The sequence below is a fragment of the Burkholderiales bacterium genome (genome assembly GCA_035560005.1).
Taxonomy (GTDB): Bacteria; Pseudomonadota; Gammaproteobacteria; order Burkholderiales; family Eutrophovitaceae; genus DASRFY01.
In genome coordinates this window covers 79,555-102,585 of sequence record DATMAN010000097.1, presented here as the reverse complement: position 1 = coordinate 102,585, position 23,031 = coordinate 79,555, and the positions used below count along the sequence as shown (strand labels likewise).

At 67.9% G+C, this 23,031-nt stretch carries 19 protein-coding genes and 1 pseudogene; 3 read left to right on the top strand and 17 right to left on the bottom strand.

Translation table 11 applies throughout. From position 1 onward, the window contains the following. Nucleotides 1–76: 76 nt before the first annotated feature. The 6 genes and pseudogenes from VNM24_15500 to VNM24_15475 all read right to left on the bottom strand — a co-directional run bounded on the left by VNM24_15500 (nt 77) and on the right by VNM24_15475 (nt 8,237). A pseudogene (locus VNM24_15500) lies at nt 77–238 on the bottom strand (sigma factor-like helix-turn-helix DNA-binding protein). A gap of 73 nt (nt 239–311) precedes the next feature. Next, nucleotides 312–4,055 carry a translocation/assembly module TamB domain-containing protein gene (locus tag VNM24_15495; GenBank protein ID HWQ39987.1) on the bottom strand — a complete coding sequence of 1,248 codons (3,744 nt, stop codon included), beginning with the start codon at nt 4,053–4,055 and terminating at the stop codon, nt 312–314. Next, a complete protein-coding gene (locus VNM24_15490) occupies nt 4,055–5,860 on the bottom strand; it encodes an autotransporter assembly complex family protein (GenBank protein ID HWQ39986.1) in 1,806 nt (601 codons plus the stop codon). Before VNM24_15490 ends, VNM24_15495 begins: the two co-directional genes overlap by 1 nt. An 86-nt stretch (nt 5,861–5,946) precedes the next feature. After that, nucleotides 5,947–6,729, bottom strand: a complete 783-nt coding sequence (locus VNM24_15485) for a phytanoyl-CoA dioxygenase family protein (GenBank protein HWQ39985.1) — start codon at nt 6,727–6,729, stop codon at nt 5,947–5,949. Nucleotides 6,730–6,746: 17 nt separating this feature from the next. Further along, nucleotides 6,747–6,869 (bottom strand): hypothetical protein, encoded by a 123-nt coding sequence (locus tag VNM24_15480; GenBank protein ID HWQ39984.1) that lies wholly within the window; start codon nt 6,867–6,869, stop codon nt 6,747–6,749. 114 nt (nt 6,870–6,983) lie between these two features. Further along, nucleotides 6,984–8,237 (bottom strand): DUF1015 family protein, encoded by a 1,254-nt coding sequence (locus VNM24_15475; protein HWQ39983.1) that lies wholly within the window; start codon nt 8,235–8,237, stop codon nt 6,984–6,986. An 86-nt stretch (nt 8,238–8,323) separates the two neighbouring features. On the opposite strand from VNM24_15475, the gene VNM24_15470 reads away from it, so the two are divergent. Then, nucleotides 8,324–9,079, top strand: coding sequence for a hypothetical protein (locus VNM24_15470; protein HWQ39982.1), 756 nt, complete (start codon nt 8,324–8,326; stop codon nt 9,077–9,079). A gap of 45 nt (nt 9,080–9,124) precedes the next feature. Here VNM24_15470 and VNM24_15465 read toward each other — a convergent pair whose 3' ends face one another. From VNM24_15465 to VNM24_15445, 5 genes are all read right to left on the bottom strand, one after another. After that, nucleotides 9,125–11,650: an EAL domain-containing protein gene (locus tag VNM24_15465; GenBank protein HWQ39981.1), complete on the bottom strand. Its 2,526-nt coding sequence runs from the start codon at nt 11,648–11,650 to the stop codon at nt 9,125–9,127. A gap of 81 nt (nt 11,651–11,731) precedes the next feature. Beyond that, on the bottom strand, nt 11,732–12,967 hold the full coding sequence (locus VNM24_15460; protein ID HWQ39980.1) for an MFS transporter: 1,236 nt from the start codon (nt 12,965–12,967) through the stop codon (nt 11,732–11,734). A gap of 31 nt (nt 12,968–12,998) precedes the next feature. Beyond that, nucleotides 12,999–13,367 (bottom strand): c-type cytochrome, encoded by a 369-nt coding sequence (locus tag VNM24_15455; protein HWQ39979.1) that lies wholly within the window; start codon nt 13,365–13,367, stop codon nt 12,999–13,001. 70 nt (nt 13,368–13,437) lie between these two features. Further along, nucleotides 13,438–15,129, bottom strand: coding sequence for a PQQ-dependent dehydrogenase, methanol/ethanol family (locus tag VNM24_15450; GenBank protein HWQ39978.1), 1,692 nt, complete (start codon nt 15,127–15,129; stop codon nt 13,438–13,440). A 320-nt stretch (nt 15,130–15,449) separates the two neighbouring features. After that, nucleotides 15,450–15,626, bottom strand: coding sequence for an SWIB/MDM2 domain-containing protein (locus VNM24_15445; protein ID HWQ39977.1), 177 nt, complete (start codon nt 15,624–15,626; stop codon nt 15,450–15,452). Between VNM24_15445 and VNM24_15440 the strand changes: the two genes are divergently transcribed. Together VNM24_15440 and VNM24_15435 are read left to right on the top strand one after the other, a co-directional pair. Then, entirely contained in the window at nt 15,625–16,008 is a 384-nt protein-coding gene (locus tag VNM24_15440) for a hypothetical protein (GenBank protein HWQ39976.1), read from the top strand. The genes VNM24_15445 and VNM24_15440 overlap by 2 nt on opposite strands. After that, a complete protein-coding gene (locus tag VNM24_15435) occupies nt 16,008–16,622 on the top strand; it encodes a LysE family transporter (protein HWQ39975.1) in 615 nt (204 codons plus the stop codon). Before VNM24_15440 ends, VNM24_15435 begins: the two co-directional genes overlap by 1 nt. 285 nt (nt 16,623–16,907) lie before the next feature. Here VNM24_15435 and VNM24_15430 read toward each other — a convergent pair whose 3' ends face one another. From VNM24_15430 to VNM24_15405, 6 genes are all read right to left on the bottom strand, one after another. After that, the gene (locus VNM24_15430) at nt 16,908–19,028 is read right to left on the bottom strand and encodes an acetate--CoA ligase family protein (GenBank protein ID HWQ39974.1); all 2,121 of its coding nucleotides are present in this window, start codon (nt 19,026–19,028) and stop codon (nt 16,908–16,910) included. Then, nucleotides 19,025–19,243: a hypothetical protein gene (locus VNM24_15425; protein HWQ39973.1), complete on the bottom strand. Its 219-nt coding sequence runs from the start codon at nt 19,241–19,243 to the stop codon at nt 19,025–19,027. The genes VNM24_15430 and VNM24_15425 overlap by 4 nt, the downstream gene beginning before the upstream one ends. A 52-nt stretch (nt 19,244–19,295) precedes the next feature. Further along, nucleotides 19,296–19,664 carry an OB-fold domain-containing protein gene (locus tag VNM24_15420; GenBank protein HWQ39972.1) on the bottom strand — a complete coding sequence of 123 codons (369 nt, stop codon included), beginning with the start codon at nt 19,662–19,664 and terminating at the stop codon, nt 19,296–19,298. Then, nucleotides 19,661–20,791 carry a thiolase family protein gene (locus VNM24_15415; protein HWQ39971.1) on the bottom strand — a complete coding sequence of 377 codons (1,131 nt, stop codon included), beginning with the start codon at nt 20,789–20,791 and terminating at the stop codon, nt 19,661–19,663. Before VNM24_15415 ends, VNM24_15420 begins: the two co-directional genes overlap by 4 nt. A 61-nt stretch (nt 20,792–20,852) precedes the next feature. Beyond that, nucleotides 20,853–21,638, bottom strand: a complete 786-nt coding sequence (locus tag VNM24_15410) for an IclR family transcriptional regulator C-terminal domain-containing protein (protein ID HWQ39970.1) — start codon at nt 21,636–21,638, stop codon at nt 20,853–20,855. Nucleotides 21,639–21,690: 52 nt separating this feature from the next. Continuing rightward, the gene (locus VNM24_15405) at nt 21,691–22,743 is read right to left on the bottom strand and encodes a cyclase family protein (protein ID HWQ39969.1); all 1,053 of its coding nucleotides are present in this window, start codon (nt 22,741–22,743) and stop codon (nt 21,691–21,693) included. Between the last annotated feature and the right edge of the window lie 288 nt (nt 22,744–23,031).

Genomic DNA, 23,031 nt, shown 5'->3' with positions numbered 1-23,031 from the left:
GACACCGCCTGCCAACCACATCCTCTTCGGTTTCAATGCGGCTTGTCGAGGTGCGCGCCGTGTTGCGCCGGCTTCCGGCGCGAAACAAGCGCGTGCGCACCGTCGCCTCGGGGATGCCGAGGCCGGAGGAGGCCGTCTCCCCGACCCTCAGCTCCTCGACCGCGCGCTGAACGAAGACGACGCGGAACCGCTCCGGGAGGGCGTCGATCCTGCGTCCGTTGAGGACGCGGGCTTCGGTGCTTTTCGCAGCCCGGCCATTGCCCAGGCTCGCGAGCTTGATCGCGACCGCATGACACCACGCCGGCGGCCGGTCAGTGGAAGGAAATCGTGAAGAAGAGGTCCACGGCGTCGGTCTGGCCGCTCTCGGCGCGCAGCGACCAGCGCTTGGAGAGCTGATAGCTGGTGCGCAGAGTGCCGAGCGCCGTGCCCAGGCTGCGCTCATAGCTCATGTAGACGCGTTCGGTGATGCGTTTGCCCACCGCAACCACTCCGCCCTGTGTGCCCTCGCTGCCCGCAGCGAGCCGCAGCTCGTCGAGCCCGACCACGCGCGCCAGTTGCCGCTGCAACGGCGCCGTTCCCAGCCCGGCCGCCAGCGCCACGGCCGAGGCCTGAAGGGTCTGGGCGTCGGCGGTGTTGCCGGACTCGACCCGACGACCGAGCACCAGCCAGGCAAGCTTTTCCGGATCCGGCACTTCCGGATTGGAGATCAGGCGCACGAGCGGAGTGCGCGCCGTACCGGTCACCTCGACACCGGCCTGCACCGGCTGGTCCTTGCGCAGCGCCCGGATCTGCAGCGCGGGATTGCCGACCGGCCCGGAGAAGTGGAACAGGCCCTGTTCGATGCTGAGCTTCTGGCCGTAAGCGGCGTAAGTGCCGCGCACGGTCCGTATCTCGCCGCGCGCGGCAAGCGCAGCGCCGCTCGCGCCGGTCAAGCGCACAGTGCCCGCGAGCTGTGCGTCAAGGCCGCGGCCCGCTACCCTGAAATCCGGACCCAGGTCGAGCGCCAGATCGAGTTCCGACGGGAGCAGCCGCGCGGTCACCGACTCGGGTTGCTCGCGCCCGGCCACGACAACATCGCCCCCGAGACCCGGAGCGGCTTCGCTGCGCAGCTCGACCCGCCCCCGGTCCGCGGTGAGCGCGCCCGCCAGCGCGATGCGCCCTTCGTCCGCCTTGAGCGTGCCGGCGCCGGAGACGGTGAGCCGCAAATCGGGATGCTGCACGATCGCGAGCTTGCGGGCCGACCACTCCACGCCGATCTGCGTCGCGTCGCCGCGCGCGGCCAGCTCTCCCCGCGCGGAGAACGTTCCCTCGCCGCCGCGCAGGCGCAGCTCGCCCAGCGTCAGGACTCCGTCAGCCAGGTGCGCGCGCAACACGCCGTCGCGCAGAAAGATCCCGCCCGCGACGTGCTCGACCGCGAGATCTTCGCCGGCGACCGTGCCGCGCAAGCCGGGTTGCGCCACCGTGCCGTCGGCTTCGAGCCGCACGGAGAGCGAACCGGCCGCGCTCACCGCTGCGCCGACCAGGGGGGCCAGTGTGCCGATCGAGCGCAATTGCGCGCTCGCGTTCAGCTTGAGCGGCGCGCTGCCCGGCACGCCCCAGCGTGCGCCGCGGCGCTCGAGCATGGTCTGCGCCTGTGCCCGCGCCTGGACGGCAGCGCCCCGCAACGTCAGATCCGCGTCCAGACGATTCGCCACGGCACGCAGCACGAGCCGCGCCTCCTCAAGGCCGAGCGCGAGCGGCTCCTCTCCGGGCACGAGGAGGTCGCCGCCTTCGCGCGCGATCTCCAGCGTCGCGTCGACTTTCTCCCCAGCCCGCAGCGACCAGCGCGCACCCAGGGTGAGCGTGGACTGCACCGCGGGCGGGTGCGGGAGCAGCGCGAGCAGGCGAGAAAGCCTTACGCCGGCCACCGAGCCGCTGGTGGACAGCTCGCCATTGCGGTACACGGTCTCGCCCAGCGCGATCTCGGTCTGCTGGAATTGCATCTGGGTCGCGCCCAGCTCCAAGAAGTGCCGCGCGACGCGCAAAGGCGCCGGCCGCCTCATGCGCAACGCGTAGTCGCCGGCGTTCTCCAGGCGCTCCAGCACCCCGCTCCACCGGCTGTGCTCCTGGCTCCAGGCGCCTTGGAGTCGCGCAAACGCTTCCAGCGCGTGGCCTTCGACCTTCAGTTCGATGGCGTGGGATGACAGCGTTCCATCGGCTGTCAGTTCCAGCGTGGCGAGTTTCAAGTCGCCGCGCGCGGCCCGCGCCAGCCGGGAGCGCAGCTCGAGGCGAGGATCCTCGCCCTGTTCGAGGCGCCCCTGCGCGCTCCAACGCGCGACACGATAGCCGTTGTAGACGATGTTGCTGGCCTCGACACGGGCCTCGAGCGAGGGCCGCGACGCGGTGCCCGCCACCGTGCCGGCTGCGCTCAGCGCACCCGCGAAGCCCAGGCCGAGCGCCTCGAGCCGAGGCGCCCGAACGTCGAAGCGCAGCGCGTCTGCGGGTGCGCCGAAGCTGCCGCGCAGCACGAGGACATTCGGGCCGAGCGCGAAGCGCAGCTCGGCGTTGCTGATCCGGCGAGGCGTCAAGTTCAGCGTGCCTTCGCCGCCGAGCGCCTGGCCCAGGTACCGGCTGCGCGCCAGCCGGTACTGCACCTGTGCCTGCCATTGCGGGCGCAGTGCACCGCGTGCCTGCAGAAAACCGTTGAGGTCGGCCTTCGGAAAGTCGCCGAAACGGCCAGGATCGAAACGGCGCAGCGCCCCGCGCAGCGAGAACGCGAGCCGGGTGTCGAGTTCCACCTGCCCGGAGACGGCGGCCTGTGCCCCGCCAGCGCGAACCAGCAGCCGGGCGATCTCGACGCGATCGTTCGCGATCCGCGCCTCGCCCTCCATTGCCACGCCTTTCTCGCGCAGCCGGCCGCTGACTTGCTGCCATTCGCGCCCGCCCTGCGCGCGCAGCCTGCCTTCGAGCCGCGTCGCACGCAGACTGCTGTGCAAGCGTCTCAAATCCAGCCGCCGCACGCCCACGTCGAGCCGCAACACGCCATCGTAAAGCCCCGCGTATCCCACCGCCTCGCCGCCGGCCCCGAAACCGAAACTCGCTTCCTGCAACTCGAACGAGTGCGCGGTGAGGCGCAGGCGCGAATGCAGGCGCTCGAGCGGCAGGCGCTTGCGGTCGAGCGGTCCCGGTTCTGGGTTGACCACCCTCAGTTCACCTTCCAGCGCTTCGAGGCGCTGCGCCGCGGCGTCGAGTTCGACCCGCAGCGCGGTGACCGGCAACCGCGGGTCGAATGCGGCCAGGTCGAACGCCGTGCTGCGCACGCCGATCGAGCGTACGGGATCCTCGGTGAACGGCTCGAGCTGCATGCGCGCCGATAAGGGCATCCCCCGAACGAAACCCTCAATTCTGGCGACCGGCTGCGCAAGCGGTCCGGAAAGCTGCAGGTGCGCTTCGATCGGCCAACCCTCGGCGAGGACGCCTTCAACGCGCATGCGCGCCTGCAGCGGCAGCGGGGCCTGGGCGCCGAGGGTCGCCTCGCCCTCTCCGCTGCCCCAGGCACCGGCCAGCCGAAGCCGCCGCACGCGCAGCCCCGTCGTGTCGCTTTCAACCGAAACGGCAACGCTTCCGACCTCGATCGGTTTGGCGCCGCGCGCGATCGCGAAGCGGTCGACTTCCAGAGAGTCCAGGCGCACGGCCAGCGGCAGCGCGAGGCGCGTCGGGGGATCGAGCCCTCCGCCGGGCTTCTTGTCGGTATAGACGACCGAGGCCGCTTGCAGGCGCGAGATCTCCAGTCGATGGCGCGCGAGCTGCCATGGCGCCCATTGCAGCAGCACGTCACGGGCTTCCACGCGCAAGTCGGCGCTTTCGCAGGCCACGCGCTGCGCACGCAGCGGTCCGTTCAGCGTGCCGCGCAAGCCTTCCAGCGAAAGTGCGCACGGCAACCGGGATGCGTAGCGTGCGATCCCCCAGCGCAGCATTGTTTCGCTGTGGCTCGCGTAGAACAGCGCCGCGAGCGCGAGCGCCGCGAGCAGCGCGAGGCCGCCCAACGTCCACCAGGCCAGTCGGCGCAAACCCATCAGAACACCAGCCCGACGTTGAAGTGCACCCGATACTGCTCGCTGCGCTCGCCGTAGGCGAGGTCCAGGCTCAGCGTGCCAACCGGGCTGCTCCAGCGCACGCCCGCGCCGTAGCCCGCGGCCGCGCGGAACCCGGAAAGCTCGTCGGTCGCGTTGCCCGCGTCGTAGAACGCGGCCAGTCCCCAGCGGGGCGCGATCCACTGGATGTATTCAACGCTGCCCACGCCCAGGTAGCGGCCCCCGGTGACCGCCCCGTTCTCCTGCACCCCCAGGCTTTCGAAGGCGTAGCCGCGCACCGTCGTATCGCCGCCGGTGCGGAACAGATAGGCCGACGGGATGCCGGCGCGGGAATCGGCCGCGACATAACCGAGTTCGAGCCGCACCAAGAGCGTACCGAAGCCGCGCACCGGTTGAAGGTAGGTGCCCTTGACCTGCAGGCGGGCGAAGTTCTGGTCGGAAAGCGCGGCTTGCCCGGCGGCGCCGCCGGCAAGCCGCAGCGTGTAGCCCTGCCGGGGCGCGAGCGCATCGTCCAGCGCGCTCCAGCTCCAGCTCCGGCTCAGGTACAGCGCCTTCCGATAGTCTTCTTCGCCGCTCTCCAGTACCTGCTTTTCGCTCAGATACTCCAGCGCGAGCTGCGACTCGCGGGTCTCGATCGAATAGGTACGGGCCGCAGCCACGCTCCAGTCGAGCCGTTCCTCGCCCTGGATGTCCTGATGGTTGACCTTGCCCTCGAAGCCGTTGCGCCAGCCCTTCTCGTCCCGCGGAAGGGTCAGGCCGCCCGCCGCCTGCTGACTGACCCGATCGAGCTTCAGCACCGAATTGAAACGCCAGGCCCGGCCCAGCGCGTTGTGATCGGTATACCCGGCCTGAAAGCGCGCGCCGCGGTCGGTGCTGAATCCCGCGCCCAGTTCCAGCCGCCGCGCCGCCGATTCCACGAGGGTGACGTACACCGGCGCCGCGGCCGCTTGCGCAGGATCGTTGCCCGCGCTGACCACAGCGCTCGCGAAATAGCCGCTGCCGAGCAAACGCCGCTGGAACTTCAGCAGTTCTTCCTCGTCGTAGGGATCGCCGGCGCGGATCGGACTCAGGTTATGCACGATCGACGGCGCATAGCGCTGCAGGCCGCGGATTTCCAGGGCTCCGAACGCGAACGGCGGGCCGCTGTCGATCGCGACCTGCAGGCGGGCTTCGCGCGTGCGTGGGTCGATGTCGGCGCGACTGTGCGCCATGGCGGCCGCCGCGTACAGGCGCCGCTGCAGGCTGTGCAGCGCACGCTCCTTGCCTGCCTCCCAGTGCGCCTGCCGGAAGATCCGGCCGCGCTCAATGCCGAACGCCTGGCGCGCGGCTGCAATTCGCTCCTCGCGATGCGGGTCGGAATCGATCGCTCCGCTCACCCTAAAGTCCACCGAAATCACGCGTGCGGGTTCACCGGGTTCCACCTTCAGGCGCGCGACCCAGGCCGCTTGCTGCCGCGCCAGTTCTACCGACACCAGCGGCGAGAAGTACCCTTCAGTGGCAAGCAGGTCGCGCGCTTGCCGCGGGGCGGACTTGACGAGCAGCTTGAGCTGATCTTCGCTGACATCCGCGCGCCCGCTCCAGCGCACGAGGTCCAGGTTCGCACGCAACAGCTCGGCGAGCGGCTCGGGTGCGTCGATCTCGACGCGGTACTCCACGCTTTGTGCCGCCGCCCGGATCGCCGCCGCTGCGAGCAGCGCGGCGAGAACCCGCGCGCCCCGGATACGCCATGGGCGCGCGCGACCCGGTCTGCACGCGGCCGCAGACAAGCCGATGACTGATTGGCGCAATTTCAGCGCTCCCGCTCGTAACGATGGATCCGGCCATCACGCGCCGCAATCCGCCTCCATGCTCAGGGGGCTTCCTGCGTTCCGAATCAGCCGACCGGAATGGACGGCAGCGACGCCGAGCGCGTGCCGCTCAGCGGCAGATTGCCCGCAGTCCGGTAGGTGAAGACAACCGAGAACTTGACCTGTTCGGTCTCGTTGCGCCCGGCGCAGTGAAGCAAACGGCAGTGAAAGAAGAGCACGTCGCCCGCCTGCAGCTCGACCGGTGTGCGCCCGGCGATGAGCGCGCGGTTCTCCGCCAGATTCTCGCGCAGGAAGAGCGCGTCGTCGAAGCGACTGCGCGGCAGCTGCAGCGCATGCGAGCCGGGCACCACCCAGAGACAGCCGTTGGCTTCGTGCTCCTCGCCGAGCGCGAGCCAGACCGAGACCAGCTCCGGACGCTCGAAGGACCAGTAGCGGATGTCCTGGTGCCAGCCGGTGAGGCTGCCGAATCGCGGGTGCTTGGTCATGACGCAATTGTGATGCGCCGGGACCAGCATCACTCGTGCTCCGAGCAGTTGCATCAGACGCCCCGAAAGCGGCGGCGAAGTGGCCCACTGGCGAAACAGTGGATCGCGCGAATACGCCTGCAGGAGCCGCCGCACCGTGCGGCCGCCCTCGGCTTCGCGCGACGCGGGGGCGCCCGGGTAGCCCAGGTCAGCTTCGTACTCCAGGGGCTGGACGCCCTGCTCGAGCTGCTCGCGCGCCACCGCCAGCAGCGCCTCGCAGGTCTGGCGCGACGCGAGCCGGCGCGCGATCAGGAACCCATCGCGACGAAACGCCTCGACTTCGGAAGCGCTCAGGCTGTATTGGCGCTCGGCGATCGAATCCATCGTCGTTTCCGGCTAGCTTACGTAGAAGTCGTCTTGTCGCGCCGCTTGAGATAGACCAGCACTTCTGCGACCTGCTCGCGCGAGAGCGCGACATCGGCATCGCGGACGTTTGCACTGTTGGAGAGATCGGATCGCGACATAGTTCACCTTCCGCTCACAGATCCGGGCTTTGGGCGCACCCATCATCGGAGCCAGTTTACTGCGCGGCACAGGCCGTGCCCGCCGGCCGGCTAGCCGCCGCTACGCGGTTGCGTTCAATCGAGCAGGTGGGAAACCAGCCCGTCGGCGAGCTTGGGCTCGAACCACGTGGATTTCGGCGGCATGATGCGGTGGGCATCCGCCACCGCCATCAGGTCTTCCATGCGCGTGGCATTCAGGGAGAAGGCGCAGGCCATCTCGCCGCTGTCCACCCGCCGCTCCAGCTCCTGCAGGCCGCGGATGCCGCCGACGAAGTCGATGCGCTCGTCCCGGCGCGCATCGTGGATGCCCAGCAGCGGGCCGAGCACATGATCCGCGAGCAGGCTCACGTCCAGGCGGGCGACCGGATCATCCGCCGGCATCCATTGGGGCCTCATGGACAGCCGATGCCAGGATCGTGCGAGATACAGACCGAACTCGCCGCGCCGTTGCGGCGCGACCGGCTCGCCACTGGGCTGCACTTCGAAACGCTCCCGCAGGCGCGCGAGGAACGCCTCATGGCCCATGCCGTTCAGATCCCTCACCACGCGGTGATAGGGAAGAATCCGCATCCGATGGTGCGCAAACGCGACCGCCAGAAAGAAGTTGTAGCTCTCTTCTCCGGTGTGTCCGGGGTTGGCGCGACGCCGCGCAGCCGCGACCCTGGCTGCAGCCGCCGAGCGGTGGTGCCCGTCGGCGATATAGAGCGCCGGCATGGCCTCGAAGATGCGGACGATTTCGGCTATCGCGTCGTGGTCGTCGATCACCCACAGGCTGTGGCGCACGCCCGTGTCCGCGGCCACGTCGATCACCGGGGCCTGCGCGCTGACCTGCGTCAGCGTGCGCTCCAGCTCGGGGCGCGGCGGGTGTGCCAGCAGCACCGGACCGGTCTGGGCATTCAGTGCCTCGATCTGGCGCACCCGGTCGTCTTCCTTGTCGGGCCGGGTCAACTCGTGCTTGCGGATGCGGTCGGCCGCGTACGCGGCGATCGACGCGGCGACGACGATCCCGGTCTGCGAGTGAGAACCCATGATCAGGCGGTAGGCATAGAAGCACGGCACCGGATCACGCTGAAGCACCCCGGCGCTGAGCATGCGCTGGAAGTTCTCTGCCGCCTTGGCGTAGACCTCGGGTGCGTGCGGGTCGGTACCCGGCGCGAGATCGATCTCGGCCCGGGACACGCGCAGAAAGCTCCACGGCTTGCCGGACGCCCTCACTCGCGCCTCTTCGCTCGTCAAGACGTCGTAGGGCGGTGCCGCGACTTCGGCCGCGTACGCCGGCGCGGGGCGCAAGCCGGCAAAGGGACGCACGAGAGGCACTTCGACTTCCATCGCAAAAGGGGTGATTGTAGCGGGTCGCTTGCCGATCACGCGCGGCGCCGCTTACCATCGCGACGGTCTTCCAAAGGTCTTCTGCGATGCGCAGGTTCTGCTGGCTGGCGCTGATCGCGATCGCGGGCTGCGGCGCCCCGCCGCGTGGGGCCGAAACCGGTCTGGCGCAGCGCGTTCATGTAGCCGGCGAGGTCCGCGTCGAGCTGAACGGCAACGCCGCAATCTATCGAGGCGAGCTGACCGAAGGCGGGCTGCAGGCGCTCAAAAAGCTGACGGCCGGCAGGTCCGTCGACACGCTGATCGTCGATTCCGCGGGCGGCGAGATCGTCGCCGGAATGGACGTCGGCGACTTCGTGCTGGAACGTCAACTCGACGTCACGGTCGACGGCGTGTGCCTGTCGTCGTGCGCCAATTACGTCTTTCCGGCGGGCAGGCGCAAGACCATCCTTCCCGGCTCGGTGGTGGCCTGGCACGGCAGCGCGAAGCAGCCCGGGCTGCTCGACGAGTTGCACGCGATCAGCGAGCGGGCGATAAAGGCGCGCAAGCTGCCTGCGGGGCGCGAGGCGGAGGAGCTCGTGCGCGCGCGCCAGGTCAACGTCGATTACCTCACCGGCGCCATCTTCAGGCAGGAGGCCTTCTTCGACCGCATCGATGTTGACGAATACATCACCCGCATCGGCAACGAGATCTACGGCGTGGCGGGCTTCTATTACCTCTCGGTGGAGGACATGGCGCGCTTCGGCATCCGCGAGGTCAGCGCCCCCGAGGACTACGCGCGAATGGACCTCGAGGCTCTGGAGAAACGGACCGGATATCGGGTGAAGTACCTGAAGCTGCCTTGAGCGGCGCACCAGCGAAGCTTCGGTGCGGCGGATTCGCCTGGATGCTCAGCCCTTCTCGTCCCTGAGGGCCACCAGGTGCGGGGTGCGATGGCTCTTGAGCCACGCGACGAGTTCCACGTTCGACATCGGCCCGGCGACCAGGCTGCCCTGGATCTCGTTGCATCCCAGGGCGCGGAGAAGCTCGCGCTGGGATTCGGTTTCCACGCCTTCGGCGACGACCCGCATGCCGAGCGTGTGGGCCACGTTGATGATCGCCGCGACGATGGTGATCTTGTCGGGTCTGAGCGCCTGCGTGAAGGCGCGATCCACCTTGATGCACTGCACCGGCAGCGAATCCAGCGAGGAGAGCGAAGAGTAGCCGGTGCCGAAATCGTCCAGCGCGACGCGCACGCCCTTGCCGGTGAGTCGTTGCAGAATGCTTCGCGCCTGCTCGAGGTCCTCGAACAGCAGGCTTTCGGTGATCTCGACCTCCAGGTCCTCGTAGGGCAGGCCCGAGGCCTGCAGTGCGAACTCGATGTCCTCGGCGAGCTTGCCCCCGCGAAACTGCGCCGGCGACAGATTGACGGCCACGGCGATGCGCCCGAGCCCGGCCGAGCGCCACTCCATGCCCTGATGGCAGGCCCTGGCCAGCACGAAGCGGCCGACCGGGGCGATCAGGCCGGTTTCCTCCAGTACGGGAACGAAGCTCTCCGGCGCCACCAGGCCGCGCGTCGGGCTGCGCCAGCGCAGGAGCGCCTCCACGCCCACCACGCGGCCCGCCGCCAGGTCGATCTTGGGCTGATAGAACAGCTCGAATTCCTCGCGCTCGAGCGCGCGCCGCAGCTCCGCGCCGATCTCCAGCCGCTCCATCGCGCGCGCGTTCATCTGTTCCGAATAGAAGCACACGCGCGTCTCGCGGCCACGCTTGGCCTGATACATCGCGACATCGGCGTTCTTGATCATCGTGCCCGCATCGGTCGCATCGCGCGGAAACAGCGAGATCCCGATGCTGCCGCCCACGTAGATCTCCCGCCCCTGCAGTTCGAAGGGCCTGTCCAGCGCGCTGATCAGCTTGTTGGCCAGCACCGAGATCGACTCGGGCGCAGGCACGCGTTGCGCGATCACCAGGAACTCGTCCCCCCCCAGCCGCCCTAGCGTGTCCTCCCTCCGGCAGGCGTCCTTCAGCCGCTGCGCGACCAGTTTGAGCAGTTCGTCGCCCGTGGCGTGGCCGAGGGTGTCGTTGACTTCCTTGAACTGGTCCAGGTCGATGAAGAGCACGGCGACCAGCTCCCCGGAGCGCATGCCGATGCGAATCGCCTGCTCGAGACGGTCGAGCAGCAGCGCTCTGTTGGGCAGCCCGGTGAGCGGATCGTAGTTGGCCAGACGCTGCAACTGGTGCTGGGCGTTGACGGCGTCGGAGAGGTCGACGAAATAGCCCAGCGTCGCGCGCCCGCCCGGCAGGTCGACGATTTCGTGCTCGACCCGCACGTGGATCACGCTGCCATCGTAGCGCAGCGCGCGCCGCATGAACGATCCCGCCTCGGGCACGGCCGGCGGCCCGTCCCTGGCCGCCGGATTCGCTTCGTCGCTGTCCAGCTCCCAGAGGCGCACCTGTTTCGCCGCGTCGAGGTCCGGAAAGCCGAACATGCGCAGGAAGGCGCGGTTCGCATGCACGATCCTGCCCTTTCTGCTCAGCGTGATCCCCGCCGGTGAACGCTCGACCAGCGTGCGAAACAGCGTTTCGGTCTTGCGGATCAGCTCGTAGGGCCGCAGGAAGTTGGTGAAGAAGAGCCCGTAATAGAGCAACCCGAAGGCGACGAGCTTGTACAGATGTCCCAGCGTCGTGTAGGCGTCGGACACCTGCCGGGTGAACACGAACGAACCCTGGGCGATCGCCTCGAGCGCGATGGCGGCACCCACCACGACCAGGCCCGGGGTGCGATCCCCGGAAAGCACGCGCGAGCCGATGTGCAGCACGGCCACCAGGCACAACAGCATGTTCACGAAGTTGTTGCCGCGCTGCATCCACGAGGCTTCGATCAATCTCGAAGTTTGCTCGTGCAACAGGACGAGCCCCGCAAACGCCAGCACCAGCAGCGCCGCCAGCAGCGCGGTCACCCGGGCCGAGATCTTCTGTTCCGAAACCACCCACGCGGCGCTGAGCATCGCCAGGCACGCCATCGCTTCGTGCACCCAGATGAAGCGGTTGCTGAACGGATCCGGATCGGGAACGACGATGCCGCTGTAGAGCAGCACGTGCCCGAAGTTGAGCACGATCGCGAGTGCGAACCCGCAGGCGAGCAGCAACCATTTGGGCTCGCGGCTGGTCAGCCACAGGCCGAAGCTGGCGCTGACGATGTGCCCGGCGACGATCAGAATCAGGCATTCGAGCACGCCGTGGACGATGAGCCAGTCCGCCAGCGCCCAGCGGAAATCCAGGCCGCTCGCAACCGCCAGCAGCAAGCTGGCGGCCGCCAGGGTCACAGCGAACGCCGCGCGGCGAATGGCCGGCAACCGGGCGGCCTCCGCCGCCGCGGCCTCGCTGACGAGGCTCACCGGAGGCGCGGGGCGATGATCGTTGGCGTCGGTCAAGTCAGTGGCGCAGTCGAGAGGGATGTTCGCCGCGCAGGCGGGATTATGCTGGGATCGCCCGCAGCGTCAATGACGGGTTTCTCAGTCGTACACCGCCAGGGTCTTCCCCCGGGTCTCCGGCAGCAGAGCCACCGCCAGGATCACGAGCACGTAGGCCGCCCCCGCGAAAAGCCCGATCGCCGCACCCAGACCCAGTTTCGCGCTGAGGAAACCGACCAGGGCCGGGAACAGCGCCCCGATGCCGCGCCCGAAGTTGTAGCAGAACCCCTGCCCCGACCCGCGGCAGCGGCTGGGGAAGAGCTCGGTGAAAAAGGCACCCACACCGCTGAAATTGCCGGACACGAAGAAGCCCAGCGGAAATCCCAGCACGAGCATCAGCGCGTCGCTGATCGGCAGCAGGGTGTAGATCACCGCGCTGGCGGCCGAGCACACGGCGAACAGGAAAAACGTGTTGCGCCGTCCGATGCGATCGGACAGCCAGGCCGCGACCAGGTAACCGGCCAGCGCGCCGGCGATGACCACGATGAGATAGCCGCCCGTGTCGAGCACCGAGAGTCCGCGTACCGTCTTGAGATAGGTCGGCAACCAGGTCGTAATCGCGTAGTAGCCGCCCTGCATCCCGGTGGCCACCAGGCTGGCAAGCACAGTCGTCGGCAGCAGGCGCGCGGAAAAAATCTCGAGGAAGCTGCCGCCCCGCGCCTCCCTGTGGCTGCGCGTGGCTTCGAACACCTCGGGCTCGGCGACGTTGCGGCGGATATAGAGGATCAGCAGCGCCGGAAGCAGTCCGACCCAGAACAGCACGCGCCACGCCAACTCCTCGGGCAGAACCGAGAAGAAGACGGTGAACAGCAAAGCGGCTCCACCCCAGCCGATCGCCCAGCCGCTCTGCACGGTGCCCACCGCCTTGCCGCGGTGCTCGGCGCGAATGATTTCGCCGATGATGACCGAGCCGACCGCCCATTCGCCACCGAAGCCCAGGCCCTGCAGCGTGCGCACGATCAGCAGCTGCTCGAACGAGTGCGTGAAACCGCACAGAAACGTGAACAGCGCGAACCAGGCGATCGTGATCTGCAGCATGCGCACGCGCCCGACGCGGTCCGCCAGCGCCCCCGCGGCCCAGCCGCCGACCGCGGAAGCGAGCAGCGCCGAGGTGGCGATCATGCCCGCCTCGCCTCTCGTCATGCCCCACGCCGCGATCAGCGTGGGAATGACGAAGGTGTAGATCATGAAGTCGAAGGCATCGACCGACCACCCGCCATAGGCGGCCAGCAGCGTCTTGCGCTCCTTCGCCGACAGGTCGCGGATCCAGTTCACCATGTGCGCCCTCCCTTCATTCCGGGCATCGCTCTCAGCGTTCTTTCTGCACCGACTGGATAAACGTGTAAATGCTCCACAACGTTTCTTCGGGGAGCGCACCCTGCCAGGCCGGCATGCCGCGGTCAACCCGTCCTTCCTGCACCGTCTTCCAGAATACTTCGGTCATCCGCTCGCCGTAGCGGATCTTCATGCGGCGCACGTCGCGCACGCGTTCGCCGGTCTGCGCGTTGGGCGCGTGACAGTGCGAACAATACTGGTTGAACAGGCTCCTGCCTTCCTCGACGCGTTGCTCGTCGCCCTCGAACGGATTCTTCAGCGCCGTTGGCGCGGCGCAGGGCGCGCCGAGGGCGACCGACAACAGTGCGGCGGCAACGGCCGGTTTCGCGGGCCGCACGCTCATGGAGCGATGGCACGCGACAGGGGATGGGGCTTGCGCGCCATCCCGGCCGCTGCGATTGCGTTCGGAACCGTCAGCTTCCCAGCTCGAAGACGAACACCGCGCCGCCTTCCGGGCTCGCCGCGAAGACCTTTTCTCCGATCGGACCCAGGAAGGACGGCGGCGTCTTCAGCCGCCCGGATACGACCGCCACGTACTGCTTGCCGCCAACTTGAAAGGTGACGGGTCCCTGGCTGATGCCCGAACCGCAGTTGAATTTCCAGAGTTCCTTGCCGCTCTTCGCGTCCACCGCCTTGAACCAGCCGTTGATGTTGCCGTAGAAGACCAGACCCCCGGCGGTCGACAGCGCTCCGCCCATGTAAGGCAGCTCTTCCTTGATGCCCCAGACCTTCTTCTGATTGGCCGGGTCCCAGGCGATCATTTCGGAGAGGAATCCTCCGGGCCCGGCCTTGCCCAGTTCGAACTCGGAAGCGAGATAGAACCTCCCGCGCTGGTATTCCTCGGTCTTGCCCACCATGTCCATACACAGGTTGAAGGTCGGGATGTAGACCAGGCCCGTCTGAAGACTGTAGGACATCGGCTCCCAGTTCTTTCCTCCGAACAGATTCGGACAGATGCCGCGCGCCCATTGGTCGAGCTTGGGCCGCATTTCCGGGTTTTCGATCGGCCGTCCGGTCGCCTTGTCGATGCCTCTGGCCCAATTGACGTGGACGAAAGGCTCGGCGGAAACGAGCTTGCCGGTGGCGCGCTCCAGCACGTAGAAGAAGCCGTTGCGATCCGCCTTCAGTGCCGCGGCGATCTTCCGTCCCCCGATCGTCACGTCCGCCAGCACCGCTTCGTTCACGCCGTCGTAGTCCCAGGCGTCGTAGGGCGTGGTCTGGTAATACCAGACGATCCTCCCCGTGTCCGCATCGAGCGCCAGGGTGGCTGCGGTGTAGAGGTTGGTGTACTGGCCATAGTCGCTGGAGTCCGGCCCGCGCACCGACGCACCCCACGGCCCGGGATTGCTGGTGCCGAAGTAGAGCAGATCGAGCTTCGGATCATAAGAACCCGGCAGCCAGACCGAGCCGCCTCCACGCTTCCACGAATCGTCCTTCCAGGTCTCGTTTCCCGGCTCGCCCGGTCCGGGCACGGTATACGTACGCCAGACCAGTTCGCCGGTCGCCTGCCGGTACGCCGTGATCGCACCGCGGACTCCGTACTCTCCGCCGGCGAAACCGGTGATCACCAGATCCTTCGCGAGGGTCGGCGGCGAGGTGATCGCCGAGCCCTGGGTATAGTCCACCACCTTCACGTCCCATAATTCCCTGCCGGTCCGGGCGTCGAGCGCGACGAGGTGCCCGTCGAGACGTGTGACGAACAAGCGCCCGCCGGCATAGGCGGCACCGCGGTTCACCACGCCACAGCAAGCGAACTGCTGATAGTCGCCCGGGATCTCGGGTTCGTATTTCCAGCGGATCGCACCGGTCCTCACGTCCAGCGCATAGACGTAGCGCGGCCCGTGAGACGTGGTGACATACATCGTGTCGCCGATAACCAGCGGCGTGGATTCCTGGGCCTCCAGCGTACCGAGCTGCATGACCCAGGCGACCTTGAGCTTGTGAACGTTGCCCACATTGATCTGCGACAGCGCGCTGTAGCGGGTCTGCGCGCTGTCCCCGCCGTACGTAGTCCACTCGGCTGCGGCTTGCGCGTGGGCGGAACTCGCGCAGATGCCGAGTGTGGCGGCGACGATCGTCGCCGCCCAATGAGCATTACGGATCATGGCCTCCTCCTTTGAGATGCGTCCGTGCTTTCACGGCATGCCTCGCCCGCCGTGAAGACCTCTGCGTTCGCCTCGAAACGGGTGAATCCAGATCGGTCGGGCCTCATTACACGCGCGCGAACGAAGTCGTGTCAACACGTTCGGTGTGGCAGGCGCAGGGGATGCGAAAAGAACCCTAGCTGCGGGCGCGGGGAGGGATTCGACGCGCGGTATGCACCGTGAGGCGGCGCCAGATAACGCGGGGCCGGGAGCTGGCCCTGGAGGGATGGGGCCGGCAGCGACGCGCTCGCCGCCGGCCGCGGGAATGCTCGTGCTGTCGTCTACTTCAAGTGCCTGGCGACCAGCTTGGTCATCTCGAACATCGAGACCTGCTTCTTGCCGCCGAAGACTTCCTGCAGCTTGTCGTCGGCGTTGATCATGCGCTTGTTCTTGGTGTCCTGCAGGCCGTTACGCTTGATGTAAGCCCACAGCTTCTTGGTCACCTCGGTGCGAGGCATGGGGCTGTTGCCGATCACTGCGCCGAGCGTCGCGTCGGGTGTCATCGGCTTCATGAAGGCCGCGTTGGGCTTGCGCTTCGCACCGGATTTCTTCTTGGCCGCTTTCTTCGCGGTTTTCTTTGCCGGGGCTTTCTTGGCGGGTTTCTTGGTCTTCTTCGGGGCCTTCTTCGCCGCCTTCTTCGCAGGCTTCTTCGCTTTCTTCTTGGCAGTTGCCATCTTCAAATCTCCCATGAAAGGTCGCGATATATGGCTCGTCGTGCTGTCATGCTACGCATGCGGTGCAGAGAATGCACAGCACATAGAACGTTGTCAACCACTTTGTAGAGGGAAAATCGATGCTTTGCGCCTGCGCGCGGGCACAATGAGCACCACGGAATCGTGATGAGCGAACTGGCAGAGATTCGCGCCTTTCTGTTCGGGCTGGCCGTGGGCGCGGCCGTCGGCCCGCTCGCGCTCTACGTCATGCACGTCGGGCTGAAACACGGCTGGCGCAAGGCCGCGGATTGCGCGCTCGGTGTGGCCATCGCCGACTTCACCTACGCGGTGATTGCGCTCGCGTTTGGTGCGCGCCTCGAAGGGTGGCTATCGGCCCATCGCGGCATGCTGGCCGGCACCGGCTCGGTTTTGCTGCTCGCGCTCGGAGCACGGCTCGCCTGGACCGCCTGGACACGTCCCCCCGCGCGCCACGACAAGGCCCGTTACGCCTCGCGCGCGGTCGGATTCTCCACGACCTACGCTTTGACCCTCGCCAACCCCCTCACCATCCTGCTCTTCCTGTCGTTCGCCGGGCAGTTGCCCCTGACGCACCACTGGGAAGACGTGCCGCGCTATGCCGTTTTCATCTTCCTCGGCAGCCTGCCCGCCCAGCTCGCCTATGCCTTCCTCGGGGCGGGCCTGCACCTGCTGCTGCAGCCCGCGGCGATACGAGCCGCGAATCTCGCCTCGGCGGCCGCGATCGCGGGCTTCGGAATCTATGGGCTGGCGCAAGCGCTCTGACGGCTCCGGCCTGCGAGCTCGAACCGCGCTCGCGGCGGGCGTGGCCGGCCGCTTCAGCCAAGCACTGCTCGAAGCGCGATCGGGCGCAGCCAAGCAAGCGAGGTGCGCGGGCAATCCGAGCTGCGTTCGCACCGACGCCAGGCTGGCTGCAGCCGCCCGCAAGCCGAGGCGCGCAGCACTACCGTCGCCGATCGGCGACGTGTTCTTTGGCTGCGATTCGCGGCCGGAAGCGAAGCGCTGGTCGTTTCCTGACGGGTCGCTTGCATTGCCGCCGAAGGCTCCACCTCACTGCCCCCCTCCGGCCTCGCGCCTCCGCCTCTCGTCCACGTAGACCACCGCGTCCGCCACCCGGCATCCCTCGCCTTGTGCGCCCACGATCAGCGGATTGAGGTCCATGCTGGCAACACCCACCGCAGGGTCCGCGATCAAGCGTCCCGCCGCCATGACCACCTGCACCACGGCCGCCGCGTCGAGCGCGGGCTCGCCGCGCACCCCGGCGAACAGTGGCGCGATGCGCAGCCGGGTCAGCGCCCTGAGCACCGCTTCCTCGTCGAACGGCCACAGCAACACCCGCGCGTCGGGCATGACTTCCACGTACTTTCCGCCGTCCCCGACGATCACGACCGGCCCAAAGGCCGGATCGCGCCGCGCGCCGACCATCAGCTCGCGACGCCCGCGTGCCATGCGCGCCACGATAACGCCGTCGAAGGCGCAACCGCGCTGCAGGAGTGCGTGCCTGACCGCTTCGAAGGCGCGCCTGACCCCCTTCTGGTTGGTCAGCCCCAGGTGCACGAGACCCATTTCCGACTTGTGCACCACGTCCCTCGAGCAACCCTTGACCGCGACGGGTGCGCCGAGCCTAGCGAAGGCATGCAGCGCTTGCTGCGCAGTCGCGCACAGCCGGTGCTCCACGACAGGGATTCCGAAGCGCCCGGCGAGCGCCAGGCTTTGCGCTTCATCGAGCATGATCGAAGCCGCGGGCAGGGTCCGGTGCGCGGGCGCGCTGTCGGCGCGGGGCGCGTTGCGCATGAGTTCCGCGTGATTCAGAAACTGGGCGAGCGCGGCGATCGCTTCGGCCTCGGTCTCGAAAACCGGCACCTTCTCCTCGCGGAAACGCCTGGCAATCGAGGCCTGGGTGATGGCGGCGACCACCGGCTTGCCCGTCTCGCGCGCAAACGCGCCGGTATCGCGCGCGAAGGCATCGATGTCGTAACCTTGCCCCGCCACCGGAATGCCGATCACCACCGCGTCGGCAGACGGGTCCTTGGCAACGACCGGCAGGATGTCGGAGAACAGGCGGCTGTTGGTCAGCAGGGCCGCGGTGATGTCGATCGGATTGGCGACCGTCGCGAAGCCGGGAAGTATCTTCTTCAGCTGCGCGCGCGTGTCGTCCGACAGCGCGGCGATCTGTAGCCCGGTCTGGGTCGCCGCATCCGCTCCCATCACGCACACCGCGCCCGAATTGCTGATCACCACCACTTTCTTGCCGCGCGGCCGCCAGCCCTTGAGATAGACCTCCGCCGCACGCACGAGGTCCTGGGTGTTCTGCGCACGCCAGATCCCATGGCGCTCCAGAAAGGCGTCGACGATGCGATCCTCGTTGGCCAGCGCACCCGTATGAGAGCGCGCCGCTTCCTGCCCCGCGGCCGTGCGTCCGGCCTTCAGGGCAACCACTGGCAGCGAACGGGACCTGGCCACGTGTGCCAGCCGAACGAGCGGCGCGCTGTCCGCGACGCTTTCCAGGTACAGCAACAGCAGCTTGACTTCCGAGTCTTCCGCTACCAGCGCGGCCAGCTCTCCGGCGCTGACCTCCGCGTCGTTGCCGGTGGCGTGGGCGTGTCTCACGCCGAGCCCTCGCGCGCGGAGCAGGCCGTAGGGCACCACGCTCATCGCGCCCGACTGGCTGACGATCGCGATCGGGCCGTCCTGTGGCGGCAGCTCGATGAACATGGTCGAAAAGGACAGGATCGCGCTGGTGCCGAAGTTGGCCAGTCCTTGGGTATTGGGGCCGATCAACCGCATTCCGGCGGCGCGCGCGGCCTCGCGCATGCGCGCCTCCTTCGCCTTGCCATCGGGCGTACCGGTCTCGCCGAACCCGGAACTCATGACGATGGCCACCGAGACGCCCGCTTGCGCGCAGGTCTCGACGGCGTCGACCGCCGCTTCGTCCGCCACCGCGATGATGGCCACCTCCGGCGTCTGCGGCACGGCCCACAGGTCCGGATAGGCTTTCAACCCCTGCACTTCCTTGCGGTTGGGATTGATGGGATACAGCCGGCCGCGAAAGCCCTGCTTGCGCAGATAGAGAAGCGGGCGCCCGCCGATCTTGTTCTCGTTGTCCGAGGCGCCAACGATCGCCACCGACTTCGGATCCAGCGCAGCACGCAGTTTGTCGGAAGAGGTCATGGGCTCCCCTGCGGATCGCGGGCGCCAGCGCCGTACTGTTGCGGCGGGCGCGGGCGCGCTCCCCGCAGCCGGGCGGCTGCGCCGCTAACGAGTCCGCGCGCCCCGCCGATCTTGTTCTCGTTGTCCGAGGCGCCAACGATCGCCACCGACTTCGGATCCAGCGCAGCACGCAGTTTGTCGGGCAAAGTCACGCGCATGGCCTCCCGCTCGGGCATGGCCCGCAATACCGAGCACCGCCGGCACGAAAGTCGATCTTTCTCCCCGGGGTCATTCCTCGAGTGCCTCGAAGTACGGGACCAGTGCGTCACCGAATTGCCGGAAGCGCGCATGCACCCGCCGGCCGATGGCGAGCGAAGCGTCGCCCAGCGCCATCATGCGGAAGCCTTCTTCCGCGTCGACCAGCACGATCGCATAGGGCGTGCGCGCGCGCAGCGCTTCGCGCGGCGCCCGGTGCACGAGCGTGATCGTGTACACCACGCCGCGGCCGGACGCCTGAAGGCGCGCCGTTTCACGGGCACCGCAGCGCGGGCAGAAATCTCTCTGGAAATACCAGACGGCGCGGCAACGTGCGCAGCGCTGGTAGGCGATGCCGGACTCGCCGCGGATCCAGTCGAGCACTCCGGGCTGCGCGTTCATTCGGCGCTCAACACCAAGCTGACATGCGAAGACAGCACCCCACCGTCGCCGTGGAGCAGCGCGAGCCGCCGCTCGCCGCACTGACGCTCGCCCGCCCTGCCGGTGAGCTGTCGGTGCGCCTCCACCAGATGCGCCATCGCTCCGCCCACGCCGCAGTGTCCGTAGGACAGCAGCCCGCCGTGGGTATTGAGCGGTACCTGGCCCGCGCGCGAGAAATGGCCTTCGCGCGCGAGCCGTCCGGATTGCCCTCGCGGCGCGAGCCCGATCTCTTCCAGCAGTATTGCCAGAGTGATGGTGAAGCTGTCGTAGATCGCGGCATAGTCGATCTGGCCGAGCGTGGCGCCGGCCTCGCGCAGCGCCCTGCCGGCCGACTCCGCCGCACCGAACCGCGTGACGCTGGCCAAGGCGCTCACGTGCTGATGGGTGTGCGCCTGGGCGGCGCCGATGATCTTCACGGCGTGAGGGGCGCGCTGCGCGCAGATCACGAAAGCGGCGCCGCCGTCGGAGACCGGACAGCAGTCCAGCAGCTTGAGCGGGCTTGCCACCGGCCTGGATCGGAGCACGTCGCCGACGGTGATCGGCTCGCGAAAATGTGCGCCCGGATGCGTGGCCGCGTGCGCGCGCATCAGCACCGCCAGCTCGGCGAGATCGTCTTCCCCGAGACCGTATTCGTGCATGTAGCGCGAAGCCACCAGCGCGTAGTAGGCGGGAACGGTCGCTCCCAGCGGCACCTCGTAGCTCGCGTGCCCGACCTGCGCCAGGGCCTGGACCGCCGCCTCGCGACTCTGGCCGGTCAGGCGATTCTCCCCGGCCACCACCAGGATGCGCTTGGCGGCACCGCTCTGCGTCAAGAGATGAGCGGCCATCGCCATCGCAAATCCCGTGGCCCCACCGAGCTGCACGGCGTGCGCGTAGCGCGGCGAGAGCCCGAAGTGCTCGGCGAACAGCGTGGAGAGCATCAGATGGGGCAGCGTGGTGGAATAGCCGCAGATCAGGCCGTCGATGTCGCCGCGTTCGAGCCCCGCGTCATCCAGTGCAAGGCTCGCCGCCTCGCTCATCAGGTCGAGCGTCGAACGCCCCGGGTGCTTGCCGAAAGGAGTCGCGCCGACCCCAGTGATCCAGCCCATGATTCGGCGAGGAGCAGCCGGTGCCCTGTACGAGTCACCAGCGGCGAACCGCTCGGAGCATCTATGCCGCCATCACTTCCCCGCGCGGGACCGGCAGGCGCGGGTCGGCGATGCGCGCGGCCTCTTCCTTCAGGGCCGCGACCAGCTCCGGCACGCGTGAAGAGATCCGCTCGGACAGGGCTGCGATCGAGAGGGCGGCGATGGGTCGGCCGTCCAGCCCGAGGACCGGCACGCCGACGGCACCCATCCGGTCCACGATCTGGTCGAGCACCAGCGTATAGCCCTGCGCACGCGCGCGCTCGATCGACGCGCGGATCGAAGCGAGCGAAAACCTCGGATAGGCGGCGAGCCGCGGCGCCACCTGCGGTAGCAGGGCATCGATTTCCTCGTCCGAGAGCCAGGCCAGCAGCGCCAGCGCGCCCGCCCCCACGCCGAGCGGACGGCGTGCGCCGACGTCGATGTACGCCGCGCGGATCGGAAAGCTCCCGGTCTCGCGGTCGATGCACACCGATTCCGCGGCGTGACGCACCGAGAGGATGACCGTGTCCTCCGACAGGCGCGCGAGCCGCACCAGGGCGGGACGTGCCCTGGCGCGTACGTCGTCGCTGTCGCGGGCCGCGGCGGCGAGAACCAGCGCCTGATCCCCGAGCGAGTAGGTCTTGGTCACTTCGTCGCGCCGCACGAAGCTCTCCTTCACCAGAACGTCGAGGATGCGCAGCGTGGTGACCTTGTTCAACGAGGCGTGAGTGGCGATCTCGGTCAGCCTGCGGCGCGGAGTATCCGCGAGCACACTGAGAATCCGGCAGGCTTTCTGCACTGAACTCAGAGGTGAAGCGCGTCCGGGCATCGAAATCCCCTTTCGATCAAGAAGGCGCTGCGAGCGCCTGGTTTCTGCTCGGCTACACGGTGGCAACCGGCGTTGCGGGCGAACCGACCGCCCCGGGGAGACGCAGCGGCGGTGCGGTGAGCAAAAAGCGCGAGCGCCCGCGCGGCCGCAACCAGTTCGCAAGCTCGGTGAGGTACCACAACTCGCCCAGATTGACGCCGAGCTTGAACAAGCAGTGCTCGTGCAGCGGCAAGGTTGCACAGCGACCCGGGTGACTGGTCGCGGGGTGCGCTTCGACCGCGTAGTTGTCCGCGATGAGCGCGCACAGTCCGCAATCGGTGATCCACTGCAATAGCCTTCCGTCGCGGCCGTCCAGCGCGGCGCAGGAGTCCTCCAGCACCCGCGCGTCGGGCTGGCGGTTCATCTCCAGGATGAGCTGACCGAAGCCGGTATGCAGACAAACCATGTCGCCTGGTTCGACGACGACTTTGTCCTGCTCGAGGATACGCACGAGCTGGTCGTAGCCCACGGCGACCCGCGCGCGGCCGAAATGGGCGTACAGGTCGATCATGACGGCGCGTCCCTGCACGCACTTCACCGCCATGTTCTCCACGCCCAGCGCATGCACCGCAGTGGTCTGCTTGGCGGGCACGTTGCCGATCGCACCCGCGTCATCCGGGTTGCTGGGTCCGACGATGTCCCTGCCGGCGCGAAAGCCGTTGTAGAACACCGGCTCGGGCGTTCCGTCGCCGTCGGCATCGAACAGTTGCCCAACGTGGGCAAGACTGTCCCATTGGGTCGAATACTGCAGGTGAAGGATCGCGGCGTCGTCATTGATCACGTCCGTCGCGTCCGGGTTGTCGCGCTGCACGATGTAGACCATGTTCGGCCTGCCGTTGCGCAGCGTCGGCCGGAGCACGGGCGGGAAGCGGCGAGGATTGAGGACGTTGCCGCCTGGATAGTCAAGCGGCAGGCTGAGGCAGAAGGTCAGCCCTTCCCGGACTTCCGCGATCCCCTGGCGCACCTTTTCCGGCGTCAGCAGGTTCAGCCGTCCGAGTTGGTCGTCGGGGCCGAAGTCGCCCCACGTGGAGCCCTCCGGCCTGCGGCGCCAGCGCTGCGCGGTCATGTTGTTTTGCTCTCCCCAAAAAGCATGTGCCGGCCGGCGACTCATCGCCGGCCGGCACGTCTCCTCCCCCCAAGCTTCAACCCTTGTCTTTGACTGCCTTTGTGCTGGCGGGGAGTGGCATCATCCGAGCGTGCCTGAGGCCTTGTCAAGCACAGGTTCTATTCGTTGGAATTTCAAGGAACTGCAACTTGCCTCGCAATCGGGGCAATAATGCAACTGCCCCGAGCCAGCGGTTTTGCAGTGCAGAACCGTGTGGGACTGCGCAACATGAATGCCACCCGATGCACA